The sequence below is a fragment of the Pseudochelatococcus contaminans genome, from assembly GCF_014195635.1.
Lineage (GTDB): Bacteria > Pseudomonadota > Alphaproteobacteria > Rhizobiales > Beijerinckiaceae > Pseudochelatococcus > Pseudochelatococcus contaminans.
The window spans coordinates 1-14905 of record NZ_JACICC010000015.1; the positions used below are offsets into that span (position 1 = coordinate 1).

10 protein-coding genes and 2 pseudogenes are annotated in these 14905 nt (G+C 62.1%); 7 read left to right on the forward strand and 5 right to left on the reverse strand.

Features of this window, described 5'->3' with window-relative positions; translation table 11 throughout:
• Positions 1-39: 39 nt before the first annotated feature.
• Genes FHS81_RS16625 through FHS81_RS16640 form a run of 4 tightly spaced genes read right to left on the reverse strand, consistent with a single transcriptional unit; the run spans position 40 to position 7387 of the window.
• On the reverse strand, positions 40-3156 hold the full coding sequence (locus FHS81_RS16625; RefSeq protein ID WP_210281785.1) for an N-6 DNA methylase: 3117 nt from the start codon (positions 3154-3156) through the stop codon (positions 40-42).
• Complete coding sequence (locus FHS81_RS16630) at positions 3146-5272, reverse strand: N-6 DNA methylase (RefSeq protein ID WP_183754666.1); 2127 nt, start codon at positions 5270-5272, stop codon at positions 3146-3148. Before FHS81_RS16630 ends, FHS81_RS16625 begins: the two co-directional genes overlap by 11 nt.
• On the reverse strand, positions 5259-7136 hold the full coding sequence (locus FHS81_RS16635) for a DNA methyltransferase (protein WP_246375072.1): 1878 nt from the start codon (positions 7134-7136) through the stop codon (positions 5259-5261). Before FHS81_RS16635 ends, FHS81_RS16630 begins: the two co-directional genes overlap by 14 nt.
• A gap of 32 nt (positions 7137-7168) precedes the next feature.
• Positions 7169-7387 carry a ribbon-helix-helix protein, CopG family gene (locus FHS81_RS16640; RefSeq protein ID WP_183754668.1) on the reverse strand — a complete coding sequence of 73 codons (219 nt, stop codon included), beginning with the start codon at positions 7385-7387 and terminating at the stop codon, positions 7169-7171.
• Between the two features lie 709 nt (positions 7388-8096).
• Here FHS81_RS16640 and FHS81_RS16645 point away from each other — a divergent pair.
• Entirely contained in the window at positions 8097-8327 is a 231-nt protein-coding gene (locus FHS81_RS16645; protein ID WP_025292362.1) for a DUF6429 family protein, read from the forward strand.
• An 18-nt stretch (positions 8328-8345) separates the two neighbouring features.
• On the opposite strand, the gene FHS81_RS16650 is transcribed toward FHS81_RS16645, so the two are convergent.
• A complete protein-coding gene (locus FHS81_RS16650; protein ID WP_025292361.1) occupies positions 8346-9245 on the reverse strand; it encodes a LysR family transcriptional regulator in 900 nt (299 codons plus the stop codon).
• A 185-nt stretch (positions 9246-9430) separates the two neighbouring features.
• Here FHS81_RS16650 and FHS81_RS16655 point away from each other — a divergent pair, with 185 nt between their 5' ends.
• From FHS81_RS16655 to FHS81_RS16680, 6 genes and pseudogenes are all read left to right on the forward strand, one after another.
• Positions 9431-10960 (forward strand): MFS transporter, encoded by a 1530-nt coding sequence (locus FHS81_RS16655; protein WP_210201978.1) that lies wholly within the window; start codon positions 9431-9433, stop codon positions 10958-10960.
• Positions 10950-12179 (forward strand): MFS transporter, encoded by a 1230-nt coding sequence (locus FHS81_RS16660; RefSeq protein ID WP_025292359.1) that lies wholly within the window; start codon positions 10950-10952, stop codon positions 12177-12179. The genes FHS81_RS16655 and FHS81_RS16660 overlap by 11 nt, the downstream gene beginning before the upstream one ends.
• Entirely contained in the window at positions 12176-13171 is a 996-nt protein-coding gene (locus tag FHS81_RS16665; RefSeq protein WP_025292358.1) for an LLM class oxidoreductase, read from the forward strand. The genes FHS81_RS16660 and FHS81_RS16665 overlap by 4 nt, the downstream gene beginning before the upstream one ends.
• Before the next feature lie 90 nt (positions 13172-13261).
• Positions 13262-14152, forward strand: a complete 891-nt coding sequence (locus FHS81_RS16670) for a LysR family transcriptional regulator (protein ID WP_075821216.1) — start codon at positions 13262-13264, stop codon at positions 14150-14152.
• A gap of 20 nt (positions 14153-14172) precedes the next feature.
• A pseudogene (locus FHS81_RS16675) lies at positions 14173-14614 on the forward strand (transposase); the annotation flags it as partial.
• Between the two features lie 90 nt (positions 14615-14704).
• Positions 14705-14875 (forward strand): annotated as a pseudogene (locus tag FHS81_RS16680) (hypothetical protein); the annotation flags it as partial.
• Positions 14876-14905 lie beyond the last annotated feature (30 nt).

A 14905-nucleotide genomic window follows, 5' to 3' on the forward strand; every position in this document is an offset into this window, starting at 1 on the left:
CACTCACTCAACAAAAACAAATCACCCATCGCAGCCTCCTCAATGGAGACTGTGAATCACATCTAAAGCCAAATTAATAGGTCCTGAACCTAGTGTGGCAATATTTTTGGCAAGGACCGCGATCTTCTGATGATCGCCGTTGGCGGCATCGTATGCAGGCATCATTCTGTAGGGTAGCGTGTGAAGATGCCGCTCCCCGAAATCGCCCTTTGGGTTAAACGCGAGGGTTGCGTTGGTGAGAGCCTCGCTGTTGAGCATGCCGACCTGGTACCAGGCCTCGTCCGCGTCCGTCACAACTTTCCAGTACAGTGTCTGGTCGACGACAAGGTCCTGAGCCTGCGCAACCGGAACGCACGCCGCGCAGATGATCTTGCCGCCGGCACCGGCCAGAATGAGGTACCCGCTCATACCGAAGACTTGCTTGGAAAGCTTACCCCGCTCATCGATGCGCTGTTGGAGCGACTTGCCTTTCCCCACCGTTTTGAGCCTCTGGTTGATCGCGGCGAACCGCCGTGCGGTCTGGGTAAAGCCTTGCCTGCGGATTTCGGCCTCGTCGTGAATGCTCCACGTTCCGCCCGCCGCGCGCAGCGCCGGCAGAGCCAACGGCGCGCGATGGACACCGAGCACGAACGGCAGCAGATTTTCCGACTGGGCCATGTGGAAAAGAAAGCGCGGCGCAACGTGGCCGGGGAAGCGGTCTGCCGCCATTTCTTTGGCTGATTTGATCGTAAATCCCCACGCGGAAGCGCGTGTCGGCGTATCGACGCGAACCTCCGCGCCCGCATTCTGGACGATGTCCACGCAGACGGCCGTGCGTGGCATAAGGTCGGCTCCTTGCTGCGGCAGGTCGCCGCCACCGCCGGCCACGGCTGAACCGCCGCCCGTTTCGAGCACCCAGGCGCTGCGCGCCGAACCGATGGTGCGAACCGAAAAGCCTGCGGCGTTCAGCCCCGCGTCTGTCGCCACAAAGCCGCTAAACGTGCTTTGTGGAAGACCGGTCGTATTCGCTCTTTTGTGACCGACCAGCGCCGCGCCGGGATATTTGAAGGTTCCGGGCGCGACCTGCCAGATTTCGGCGATGTCGAACGGGACGGGGCGGTCGCTTGTCAGGAAATCATGCTGCCTGAGCCTTTCGTGGTGGGTGCCGTTCAGCACCGTGCCGGGTACAAGACAGGCGACGCAGGCATCCGGTCCCAAATAACGGTCGATGGCATGAAGCAGGTGCATCGTGCCCAGCTCAAGATGGAGAAAGGACTGTCCTGCGGGCTGGATGCCGTAGAGTTTCGCTCGGCCTTTCAGCAAGTCCCGGTACGGGTTGTCCGCCAGCCCGCTCATGGCGAGCCATGGCGGATTGGACACAAGCCCGTTGAAGTGGCCGGTCAGGAGCCCCGGCCTGTAGGTATTGCGCAGGATGAACGCCCATATGCCGTTGCGCCCGGCAACGGCCAGTTCAGCCATGCGATGCGCCAGCGGGAACAGCGCCTCGGACAGCTGCTTGTAAAGCTCCGGCGACAACGTGATCCCGAACACGGCGATCGTGCCATCGAGAAAACTATCCGCGTCCGCCTTGCTGAAACCCGCAACGGTTCCGCGCTGCTGCGCATCGCGCGCCTCGTCATAGGCCCAGTCCACGATCTTGTCGAAAAATTCGCGGTATGCCGGCTGCACCAACGCTGTCGGCAGATGTACGGTCGTGCCGTCAAGCGATACCGGTATGGTATCGCTTTCGCCGACCAGCGGAACTGACGCCGAAACCGGTGTGACGGCGAACAGCGAGTCCGCATGATAGACCGGGATGACGATGGGCTTCGTCGCCGCCTTGATCTCAGCCGAGAGGCTGACGACCCAGGTCGTCTTGGCGAGACTGACCGCCAGCGGGTCGATGTCGAATCCGGTCGCCACGTCTTCAAGCTGTTCGATGGCGGAAAAGCCGAACCGGACCCGTGTGGCCTTTATGATTTCTGCGAGCATCGTACCGGACCCGCAGCACATATCAACGATCCGGGGGCTTTCCCCGTTCGGGAGGCCGTCGATGCAACGGTCGGCAAGCAGGCGCGCGAGCCAGTGCGGGGTCCATTCCTGGCCGAGCAGCTTGCGCTGGCTGCGGCGGGCGAGCTGCGCCATAAAGCGGCCGAACAAATCCTCATCGGGATACCAGCTGAAATCGTACGCATAGAGATCCCGCTGGAGGTCGCGGGCCACCGCGACAAGCCGGTCGATGTAGGACGGGCCGAGAAGCCAGCCGAAATAATCCTGCTCGACCACATTCTCCAGCTGGAAATTGTTGCGGAAAAATTCCCCGTTCAGGATTGTCTTCAACTCGTCGTTCGTGCTGAGCACCGCCTTGCCTGTCAGTACGTTCGCGCTCAGAAGCCGCGCGAGAAGGGTCACGTAAGCTTCATCAACATATGCGGCGGTGCGGAAGGTGCCTGCCGGCCCTTCCAGATGATCGACGAACTGTGACCAGAGATCGGTGGCAAGGCTCGCGGACGGATCGGCTTTGCGCCCCTCGTCCACAAGCAACGACAAAGGCCCGGCGCTGCTCTTGTATGCGGCAGAGTCCATGCCAAGGTCGGAGGCGAGGAATTCGGAACGCAACGGCCGCGACTGTTCGCGCGCCAGATGCTTCTTGATAAAGCCGCCGAGCTGCTCGGCGGACAGAACGCCGTCATCGAGTAGCTTGAGTTCGTCGATAACAACGAGCGTGATGTCGGCAGCGGTGCAGGACGATGGATCAACACCCGCTGCAAGCTTGGCATCGTAGGCGTACCATTCTACCGTGTCCGACAGTACGCCCCGGACCGTTGAAATCGGCATGCCCGCGCGCACAAGCCCCGCCGCCTGCTCCTGCACCTGGCCGTAGCCGGTATCGCGCTTGGCTGTGTTGCGCAGGTCGGACTCGTACTCAATCGTGGTCGAACCGACCAGATTGTCGATGAACCGGGATGCGGCCTTGCCTGATCCCGTGCCCACCTTGGTATGGGCTTCCGTCCCTTCGGTGTAGTTGTTGATCCAGGTCTCGTGCGTGGTGTCCGGGAACATAAGCCGCAACCGTCCCACGAACTCGCTGCGCAGCACCGCCTCGACATGACTGGCATCCCGCAGCATGCGGCAGCGCGCAATAGTTTCACGAATGCGGACAATATCAGCTGTCATGTATGGTCCTTTGGCGGGCAGCGCACGCGGCCTCGAGGCGAGAGTCGATATGGCGCGCTACGTCTTTGAGGTCGTTTTCGTTCATACCGGGAAACGAAGCGGCCAGGATAAACATGTCGATCTGGTGCAGGGCTGACGGCACGCCCGCAGCCAGCTGCTGTCCGAGCGCGGCAAGTCTCTCGCAGTCGCGGTCCGACAAAACGGGAATGGGTATCTGACGGATGTGCGTCGCTTCGAGTTTGAGCGCGCCGCCGCCAAGCGGGGTGCCGGCGGCCTCCATCCCCGCCCGGCACCAGCTGCTGTGGAACAGGGCGTAGAGCGCATAAGCTGTCCACCGCCCTTGCTCCGCCCACAGCGTTGAGAAGTTGGCATCAATCAGGACCGGCGGCTGCGTATTTAGCGCGACGGCCGGTGTGCCGTGATTGATGCGCGGTGTAAAAATCGCAGGCAGGTGGCGCGCGGTGAAGGCCGGCAGCATGTACCAAAAGCGCGGCACGTCGCGGCCGTTCGCGGTCCGGCGGACATTGGTGCGCACGGCCGTGAGATCGGGAATGAATTGGGCCGGCTTTTTCGGGTCCGGCGCAGTCCGGGCTGCCAGCCGCACGAATGACGCGAGCTCGGGAGGCATAACGCGGGGCGGAGACAGGCGCCGCTTACGATAGGCCTCCGCCGCTTCTGCGACGAGCGGCTGGTCTTCCGGCAGAACCCAATCAGACAAATCAAGTGCTCGCGTGGCCGGAACGCGCCCGTCTGCAAAGGCCTGCATATCCGCCTGACGATGAAGAACGTGGCGCAGCGCCGCCACGGGAACGCGAACTTGCATGTTCTCAAAGCTGTCCGATGTTTCGACGATGACGGTCTCACCCTCTTCGTCACCGCCCATTGCCACATAGAAAAACCGGTTACAGCCCGAACGCAAGCCCTGGCTGACCCGGATACCCGCCTGTTCGAGCGTTTGGAGGTGCGCCGGCGCCGCGCCGGGCGGCAGCATGTCCCGCAATCCTTTCGGTATCGCCGCAGGCCTTGCGTCCCCGGCGGAAAATAGCGGCAGGGCATCGCGTCTGTTTTCGGCCTTTTGGAACCAGCCCTTGCGTGCAAGGCGTTGCTCCAGTGTGCGCCATTCCTCATCCAGCGCAAAGGGGCGGCGCTCAATGCCCGGCACGTCCCCGTTTGCCGCGCCCGCCCATGCCGCAAAATCCCGCTCCGGTTCCGAACCGGGAAAGGCACCGCCCACAAGCGACTCTCCGCCCGCAGCCGCCGGTGCAACTTGCAGCCAGGTTGCCGGCAAAAGCGACCGGCCTGACACGGGAGCTTGCGCCTCGTCCCAAGAAAGCCGGCGCGCGATCACAAGATGCGTGCGCACCAGCGCATCGGAAAACCAGCCGGGCTGTGTATCCGCGACAATGTACTCAAGGCGAAACGAGCGCAGCAGCAGGTAGCGCACGACATCGGCATAGTCGCGTGAACGCCAGGTAGCGGGAACGACAAGGGCGAGGCGACCGCCCGGCCGTGTCAACACGGCGGACAGGAGCCAGGCCGGTATGGAAAGATCGGCAAGGCCCGAATAGCCGTCAACCAGTGCCTGCCAGAGCGCGCGCTCGTCGCCAATCATGCGCGCATCAACAATCGCGGACAGGCCCCGGCGCACGTCACCGACACCGGCACCGTTCCCGTTTTGCGATTGGTATCTCACATAAGGGGGATTGGTGATGACGAGATCATAGCCGGGGGTATCTAGCGCCGCGATGGCGGCGGGGTCAAAAGCACTTCCCGTGAGAATATGGCTGCTCTCCGCAGCTTCGTCCGCCTGCAAAGCCGCCATCCTGCGACCGCAGAAGGCGGCTGTTTCGGAATCAAGCTCTATTCCGTGCAGTCGGCTGAGCCGAGTTCCCCGCGCCTGCGCCGTCAATGCTACCGCATCAAGCAGGTCACCGTGCCCGGCCATCGGATCGATCACCGTGCGCGCGCCGGCGTCTCGCGCTAGGTGCGCGAGAAGCGCCCCCAACGGCAACCCAGTAAAGAACTGCCCCAGCCGTTTGCGCTGAGCCGGCGGCAGGCTTTCCTCAAAGGACCGCGCGGAGGACCTGATCGCGCCGACTGCGTCAGTCGCCGGCACTGCATAGAACTCCGGGCAGCGGCTGTTCGGCGTACCAGCGATAGAAGACGTCCGCGTCAAGCGGGACTTGCTGATGATGGCTCAGGAAATGCGTCACAAGGCGGGAATAAAGCCTCTGCGCCGTCGCTTCGGCCGGATCATGCGCGGCGGTCGCCGCGCGGTGAAGGGCCGTTGCGACCGTCCATACACATTCGTCCGCACCGGTCCTGCTTTCGATCCGGGCCTCGGCCTTACGACGCGGCCCCAACAGGAGCACGGGATCGCCGCGCACGGCTCCTTCCGTTGTGACCTGTTTGAAGCTACCCTGCTTCTTGTCGAGAACCCCCGCATACTCCACGTCAAAGCCCGCATCCTGGTAGGCGCGCTGCAAGGCGTTCCAGACTTCGGCGGATGCGGAATGAAACACCATCGTGGCTTTGCCGGACGGCTTCAATATCCGGCGAGCCTCGCTGAACGACCGGGTCAGCAGGTCCCGGTACTCGTCAATGGCCTTGCCCTGGTTCGGGCTAACTATGGCTTCATCTGTGCGGTCGGTGAAGGTCTTGAGCCAAGCCTCGTTTATATAACTGAGTTCGGCATAGGGTATGTTGGCTCCGAAGGGCGGGTCCGTGAATACATAGTCGATACTGCCGGACGGCAGCGCGACAGCGCAGCTAGATCCGTGGACCACTTCGACCTTACCGCTGCCGCCGTGGATTGTCTCAAACGCCTGCGCAATTGTTGTAAGCTTGCGCCGCAATCCTGCAAAAAAGTTCTTTTCTACCGGAAGGCCGCTGACATAGAGCACGCCGGGTTGGGCGCTGGTGACGACTAGGTCTTTCTGGCCGGACTTCGCCACGACGCGCGTCATGATCGTGCCGTGCGCCGCGTTATAGCTGAGCAGCCAGAAGCGCAGCCCTTCGCGGAGCGCGCCGCTATACGATTCCACACGGTCCCACATGCGGGCGAAGACGATGAGATTGCGCCGCGTGTAGAAGTGATGAACGTGCGTAATGCCCTGGTGGTAGCCTTTTCGGTAGAGATCGCCCCAGGGGATCAACGCCTGCGGGACGCAGGGCGGGATCGGCTCCGCCTCAATCTTCTTGATAAGCGTCAGGTCGGCGGCCGTGGCAGGGCGCGACCAGCGTTTTTTTCCGGTCGAACCATAGACGCGGGCCATCGCGCGTCCGCGCAATGCGCGCTGCTCGCCCAGCACATCATCCTGTTCCTGCACCGTCACCCGTTGCACATCATCCATCGGCGCTTCATGGCGGCATTTCGGGCAGGAGAAGGTGGAAGAAATCTCCGCCGGATCGAGCGAAACGCACGCATCCCACAACGTAACAGAGCTGCGGCAACCGGGGCAGCGCAGCTTATCGCTCCAGATCAGGTGACGAAGGGAGCCTTTCGCGCCGGAGGGATCACGCGCTTCATACATCCAGCCGTCTTCGCTCTCCCCGGCCGCCAGGACATCTTCGGCGGCCTTCCTGAACGCGGCAGGATCGGGCGGATTGGTCAGGGTCCGGCCGACAAACGAGCCGAGCGCGCCCAGCTCATAGAGAACGGCATTGCGGGCACCCCACTGCACGTCAAGACCAAGGCGGATCGCTTCGGCGCGCAATTCCTCGGTTGGCCGTTCACAAAGCAGCGCGGCGAGGCCGGTCGTCCCACTGCCCCCGAACCCGTCAAACACGGTGTCGCCGGGTTTGGTATGGGCGGCGATATATAGGGCAATCGCCTCCGGGGAAATCTTTGTCGGGTATGGAAAGGCCCCGTACAGGGCACCGGTGCGCTTTGCCGCCAGTGGCTGGCGGTATAGGGCATCCAGAGATTTGGCGGGCATAGCCGGCGCTGCCTTGCGTGGCCTGTTTGCTGTGTGAAGCATCTGTTCGTTTTCCCCCGGCATTTTCATTTGTTTCATGTCCTCTCCGGTGCCGCTGCCCGCTTGTCCAGAGCCGGCCGCTGCACAGCCCGTGAGGGCTGCTGGTATCGCCGCAAATATTCATGGATGGCACGCCGCACGACCCAGGACACGGATACGTCGTCCTTTTCGGCGAGCGTGTTCAACGTGTCGTAGTCTCCGGGCGTGACGCTGACGGTGACACGGGGGCCGAGCTTTTTTGATCGATCACTCATGGCAGACCTGCTAATGTTCTCCTATTGTTCACCTTAGCGATAGATGATTCTAATTGCAACACAGTGCATCACTTTGACTCACGGGCATAGGCTATTCTTCCGCGTTTTCATAAGCTTCGACCTGTCATCCCTCGAGGCCCAAGAGTCTCATACCCCTCGGCGCTCGCTCTGCCGCTTTTAACCGTCATCGACGTGGTTTGACTTGTTCTGGTCCGGCGTCTCGCGCAGGACGGCTTTCAAGAACGGCAACTCCGCCTGTCCGGATTGCTGTCGGCCGATAGCGCAGGCGGTAAGGCCTGCACATATTTGTCGGCATGCTTGCGCTTGGTCTATTCGTCTTATGCGACGTAGCCGGACGACCTTCACGTCAGCGCAAGCTGCAAGGCCGGCATAGCTATGTCATCGTCGTCGAAACCCGCCGATTGCCAAACGAAAGATAAAGCTTCCCCGTCGTTTCAAGAGGTTGGAAACCGTTTTTAGGATTCAAGTGGGAGGGCTATAGAGTATATGCCCATCGGGTTCCCGCAGGGTCCGGCAAGCCGATCTATGACGACAGCCGGGCCATGCGAGATAGCGATGAGAACTATATCTACTCCATAGCCCTCCATGACCCTATAAAATAGGCATACGCATGAAAATCGACGGTCTTCATGGTGCGGTCTCCTTCCGTCCGGTCGGGACTCACCATGAACACTGGGGTATCGGGACTATGGAAATCGACAAGGACAAAATCGACGATGCAGTCCTTGCGCTGCTCTTCCACTCACTCGGCCGGGACGGCCGGTCATGGAAGAGCTTCGATTGGGGCGCGATGAACCGAGTGCATGAGAAGAGGTTCATCAGCAATCCGTTCGGCAAGGCGAAATCCGTCGTGTTGACCGACGAGGGAATCGAGCGGTCGGAACAGCTTTTCCGGACGCTCTTCTGCAAGCCCGAATAAGACGACCGAACTGAAGTGCTATTTCCTGATCGTAACGCCGAACAGATGCTTCGCCATGAACTCGGTGAACGCAGTCAGCTTCGGTGAGGGATATCGGGTCGAGGGCCAGAGCAATCGGAACGTCCCCGCATTCGCGGTGTGCTCTTCGAGAATCTGAACCAGCCTTCCGGCCTCGATGTATCGCGCCACCACGAAATCCGGCAGGCAGGCGATGCCAATGCCCTGTTCGGCCAGAGACAGCAGCGGTTCGATAGTGCTCGCCACCAACGTCGCAGGAAGCTCAATGTCCAACGCCCCTCCATCGGCATGGAGCGGCCACCGTTCAAGTTTGCCGGTGCTCGGAAACTTGTGGTGCAGGCAGCTATGGTCCAAGAGATTGGCAGGCGTCTGCGGCGTGCCTCGGGCTTTCAAATAGCCAGGCGCAGCCACGATTTGGTGCCGGAACGTGCCGATAACACGGGTCATCAGACGCGAATCGCTGACCTCGCCGGTGCGGATCACCGCGTCGAACCCCTCATCAATGACATCCACGAGCCGATCCGTGAAATCAAGGTCCAGCTCAATCTCCGGGTAGGTGCGGACAAAAGCCCCGATTGCCGGCAGTAACAACATACCGACGAGCGGAAGGCTGACGCGCAGCTTTCCGCGTGGCGCTTCCTGGCGCTGCGACAGTTCCAACTCGGCGGCCTCGATTTCGCAGACGATGCGGCGGCAGCGTTCAAGAAACAGCACGCCCTCGGGGGTTAGCGTGATGCTGCGCGTGCTGCGATGGAAGAGGCGCACGCCGAGCCGATCTTCGAGCCGGGCGACCGCTTTGCCTATGGCGGAAGCGGACACGCCAAGCTGGCGGCCAGCAGCAACGAAACTGCGGGTTTCCGCCGCCTGCATGAACGCGCCTAGCCCGGCCATGTGATCCATCATGCCAATCTCCATTGCGGACGCATATGTCCGCTAAGAATGGAAATGTAGCCTGATTTTCTTTTCTCAGCACGTCTTTATGTTTCCGCGAAATCAAACAGTCGGACCAAGACCAATCGCCTGAAGCAATCGTCGGACTCCGCCTGGCAAACCTTTCAACTGTCCTTGCAGACGGAATCCTGACCGTGACGACAACAACCCTTGATGGATCCTCAGCCAGAAAATGGCTACTTCTGCTCTCCGCGTGCCTGACTGGCGTGCTGATCCCGCTTTGCTTCACCGGCCCGGCGGTTGTTCTGCCATCCGTGAACGAAGCGCTCGGCGGCACGGCCGTCCAGCTCAATTGGGTCATCAACGGTTATATCCTGACCTATGGCAGCGCGATGATGGCAGCGGGGAGCCTGACCGACATCTACGGCCGCAAGCGTGTCTGGCTGTCGGGGCTGGCGCTGTTCGCCGCCGCCACCATCGCCATTCCGTTTTCGCCGACCGTGATCTGGATGGATGTGTTCCGATTGATACAGGGTCTTGGAGGCGCTGCCGCATTCGCGGGGGCCATGTCGTCGCTGGCGCAGGAATATGATGGCCACGCCCGGACGCGGGTGTTCAGCTTGCTCGGCACAACCTTTGGCGTGGGTCTGGCCTTCGGCCCGCTCGCGGCTGGTGCGCTCGTGGATTCTCTGGGCTGGCAATGGGTGTTCCTGGCGACCGCCGCCATTGGCCTCCTTGGTTTCGTGATGGTTGCATGGTCGGCGCGGGAATCCCGCGATCCTAACGCCACAGGTCTGGACTGGCCGGGGGCCATCAGTTTTACGGCGGCTTTGGCCCTCTTCACCTACGCGGTGTTGCTGGCGCCGGAAGAAGGCTGGGGCAGCGCTGCGGTTGTCGGATCGCTGCTGGTCTCTGCCATTCTGTTCGCGGCTTTCATTGTCATCGAACGGCGCGTGGCGAGGCCGATGCTCGACCTGTCGCTGTTCGCTAGAGCCAAATTTGTCGGCGTGCAAATCCTCGCTGCATCGCCCGCCTTCTTCTATGTGACCCTCATCATTCTTCTGCCGGCCCGGTTCATCGGGATCGAGGGTCAGTCCGCACTCGATGCCGGGCGGCTGATGATTGCCTTGTCGGTGCCCTTGCTCGTCGTGCCTTTCTTGGCCGCCACTCTGGCCCGATGGGTAACGGCTGGCGTGCTGTCCGGCATCGGTCTCCTTATCACCGCACTTGGACTGGTGTGGCTGGCGCAGGCGCTGTCGGTGGGCAACGGCGCGTCGATCATCCTGCCGATGGCCACTATCGGCATCGGCATCGGTCTGCCCTGGGGCCTGATGGATGGTCTTGCCGTCAGCGTGGTCGAAAAGGAACGCGCCGGTATGGCGACGGGCATCTTCAACGCGGTGCGCGTTTCGGCCGATGGCGTCGCCATCGCCATCGTCGGCGCGCTGCTGGCCGGGCTGATACAGTCCGGCTTGATCAGAATGTTCTCCGCCACGGCAACAAGCCATGACGGCATGATCGAGGCGGCGAACCGTATCGCCATGGGCGACCTCGCCGGTGCCACCACGATCCTGCCTGATGTCGGACGCGCGCTGCTGGTTCAGAGCTACGACAACGCTTTCCAGATGCAGCTTTACATCCTCGCTGCGGCCAGTGTTGTGACAGCGCTGATCGTTTTCGCACTGCTCGGACGTGTCCGGACACATGACGAGGATGGCGCATGACCATCGCTTCGTCATCCTCCACGGCAAAAAAAACGATAGATCGGTCTGGCGTATGTGGGCGGCGGCGTGGATCGTCACCGCGATATTCATTCTTTCCAACTCCGCGACGCCACTCTACGTCCGCTGGCAGTCCAGCATCGACTTTTCCTCGACCATGCTGACGGCGATCTTTGCCGCATACATCCTCGGGCTTCTCCTGACTCTTCTGGTCGTCGGACAGCTATCCGACCGCTTCGGACGCAGGCCCGTCCTCGTGCCCGGCTTGGCCGCCGCGATCATAGCATGTCTGCTCTTTGCCGGCGCGCAATCGGTAATCATGTTGCTGATCGCAAGATTCCTGTCCGGCATCGCGGTCGGCGCGGCGGTGTCGGCGGGCATGGCGTCCGTCGTCGATCTGGGCGGACCGGATCGGCGGCGGCAAGCATCGTTGCTCGCTTCGGTCTCGATGGTCCTCGGCGCGGGCCTCGGCCCGCTGCTGGCCGGTAGTCTCGCGCTTGCGCTGCCCGAACCGATCCTGCCGATCTTCGGCGCCGAACTCGCGATCCTTGCCAGCGCGACGCTATTGGTATTCCTCCTGCCGCTGCGAGAGGGCACGCCCACGGCCAGCGCTGCATGGCGGCTGCGTTTGCCGAGCGTTCCACAGCCCAACCGCCGACACCTTGCCTTCGGCATCGCCGTGTTCGGGCCGGGGATCACCGCCACATCGTTCGTGCTGTCGCTCGGCCCTTCGCTGCTCTCCCGCCTGATCGGCGTGGCAAGCCCGCTGATCGCTGGCGCCATGGCCTGCGGGATGTTCCTGACGGCGACGGGCGTGCAATTCCTCGCTCGCAGCCGTCCCGTGCGCACGATCTTCCTGCTCGGCGCGAGCGCGACCGTGCTGTCCATGGTCGGGATCGGGATCGCCGTCGCGGCTTCCAGTGCCGTGGCCCTGATCGTCGCGGCGCTGCTCGCCGGTAGCGGCCAGGGTCTCGGTCAACTCGGCGGGCTGACGCTTATCGGGCTGCATGTCCCTGCCGAACGCCGCGCCGAAGCCAACGCCGTCCTCAACATCGGCGGCTATATCCCCGCCGGCCTCATGCCGATGGCGACGGGCCTGGTCATTGATCGAGCCGGACTGGCAACGGGCGCGATCTGCTTCGCCGTCGCTCTCGCAGTCATTGCCGTCGCCGGGGGCTTCTTCGTCGGCCGCAATCTGGCCGAGGCGGAGGATCAGCCATGAGCCGCCCGGAAGCGAATCTTGATTGGAAGCGGCCGGCAGGAATCGAAGATCACGCCGCATACAATCGCCTGTTCCAGCCCGGGCGGCTGACGTTCGGCTTCATGGCGCCGCTCGAAGGCTATCCATCCTCGCCGGGGCCGACGCTGCGGGATCATACGGCAATGGTGCGGAAGGCCGACGAACTCGGCTTCTCCGCCATCTGGCTGCGTGATGTTCCGTTTCTCGACCCCGGATTTGGCGACATCGGGCAGGTCATCGACCCGATGGTGTATGCGGGCTGGCTGACAGCGCAGACGAAAAGCATCACAATCGGCACGGCAGGCATCGTGCTCCCTCTGCGCGATCCCCTGATTGTCGCCAAACAGGCGGCAAGCGTCGATCAGCTATCCCATGGTCGCTTGCTGCTCGGCGTGTCCACGGGCGACCGCCCGGCTGAATATCCGACCTTCGGACTGCCGTTCGACAACAGTGCGGAACGATTCCGCGATGCTCTGTCCATGATCCGGGCGTCCACGGAAAGCGACTTCGGCATCTTTCAGTCACAGCACTATGGTCGTCTCGACGGCAGCCTCAACCTTGTGCCCAAGCCGGTCGGCGCGCGCCTGCCGCTGATCGCGATTGGTCGGGCCGGCCAAGACATCGCCTGGCTTGCCGCCAACATGGACGGCTGGATTTGGCACCTAAGCGATTTCGGGCGGCTCCCGGAGGTCATCGGCAGATGGCGTGCAGCCACACCGGACGCCGTCTTCAAACCTTACGGATATGGCACCTTCTTCGATCTCGACTCTGACCCCAATGCCTCGTTGCAGTTCGTGCGAGGCATCCGCATCGGTCGCCGCGCGCTGGTTGAACTATGGAAACGGCAACAGGACGAAGGTGTCTCCCATGTCGCCCTTAATCTCAAACCACTCCGGCGACCAATGGATGAAGTGCTCGACGAGTTGGCCGAGCACGTTCTTCCCCATTTCCCGGCGGCGGCGATTGGGCCATGACCCATGCGTCGCCGGCAAGTTCATAAGCGGGGTAGCGTAAAGCAGCCGACGACGATCGAGCATACGCTTTTGCGTTGCGGGCGCTTTCCAATGGTCGCCCTGATCCAGACATTGGCCGTAGCCGAGTATCTCAGCTTCCATCGCGCAGCGCGAATGCTCAGCACCAGCCAGTCGAGTGTCAGCCAGCGGATCAGGGCGCTTGAGGAAGACCTTGGCGTCGTTCTTTTCGATCGCAACACGCGCGGCGTCCGGCTGACCGAAGCAGGTCGCCATTTTGTCGATCAGATCAGTGATGCCCTCGGTATAATCGACTTCGCAATTATTACAGCCGGGATGCAGGCGCGCGGCGAGGAAGGCAACCTACGCATCGGGGTCCATGCCCTCACGCCGGGTTGCTTCCTCGACCGTCTGTTCGAGCATTTCCACACCGAGCATCCGTGCATTCGCCTGGACATCGCCGAATGCACGGCGCGCGAAGCCCAGATCATGTTGCGTGAAAGCAGGCTGGATCTCGCCTTCATGGCCTGCACCCACGAAATCCACGACCTCAGCTCCCGAGTAATCTGGCGCGACCGTCTGATGGTCGCCCTGTCGGCCGGGCATCCGCTGGCAGCACTATCGGAAGTGGGATGGCGGCAACTTGCACAGGAAACATTTCTCATCCGCTATAGCGGCACAGGACCGCAGGTTCTCGATCTGATCCTGCTACGCTCCGCCGGAAAATGGCCGACACCGGCAATCCGCCGCGTCGATGTGGGCCGCAGCGCACTCTTGTCGATGATCGCAGCCGGGCATGGTGTCTCGCTCTTCGCCGAGGAAGGCGCAGCCTTCAACATGGCGAACGTCGTCTTCCTGCCGGTCCACGACGAGCCTGACGCCATCGCCTTCTCGGCCGTCTGGTTGCCCGGAAATCGCGATCCCGCGATCGTCAAGTTGCTTGCTCTGGCGATGGAGACAAACCGACACAGCACGCAGGGCTAATTCGTAGCCCGGCCGCTGGCCACCTGCTCAGGAACAGCATGAGCTTTGCGTCATGGAAGGAACGCAAGCCGATCGCGAGCGCGCTGCGCGCTGTCTATCGTGCCGAGACGGCCGAGACCGGCCTGGCGGCGCTCGACGCGTTCGAGGCCGGCCATTGGGGCAAGCGGCATCCGGCGATCGCCCAGAGCTGGCGGCGTCACTGGGACCAGGTGATCCCGTTCTTCACCTTCCCGCAAGGCGTGCGCCGGATCATCTACACCACCAACGCGATCGAGGCGCTCAACTCGAAGCTGCGCCGTGCCGTGCGAACCCGCGGCCACCTCCCCGGTGACGATGCCGCGATGAAGCTACTATACCTCCGTCCTCAACAAGGCGGCCGAGGAATGGAAACGGCCGCCGCGCGAGTGGTCGGAGGCAAAAACCCAGTTCGCCGTGATCTTCGGCGAACGGTTCGTCATCTGATGACGATAACCGGCCCCGCGCACAAAATTACTGATAGTCCCATCCGTAGGATAACGCCAAGGCCGAGAGCTTCGTGAAACGCTCAAGGTCGGGGCTGTCTATCCGATGGCCTACGAGATTTTCGAAGACATCACTGCCGACCTTACGCGCTTCATCGATCAGGGCTACAACGCCAGCCGATTGCACTCTGCGCTCGGCTATCTCAGTCCGCAGCAGTTCGAGGATCAACACGCCCGGCTCACAGTCAAATCCGTAGCCTGATCCTGTCTACCCGCAGGGGCGCACTCCAGA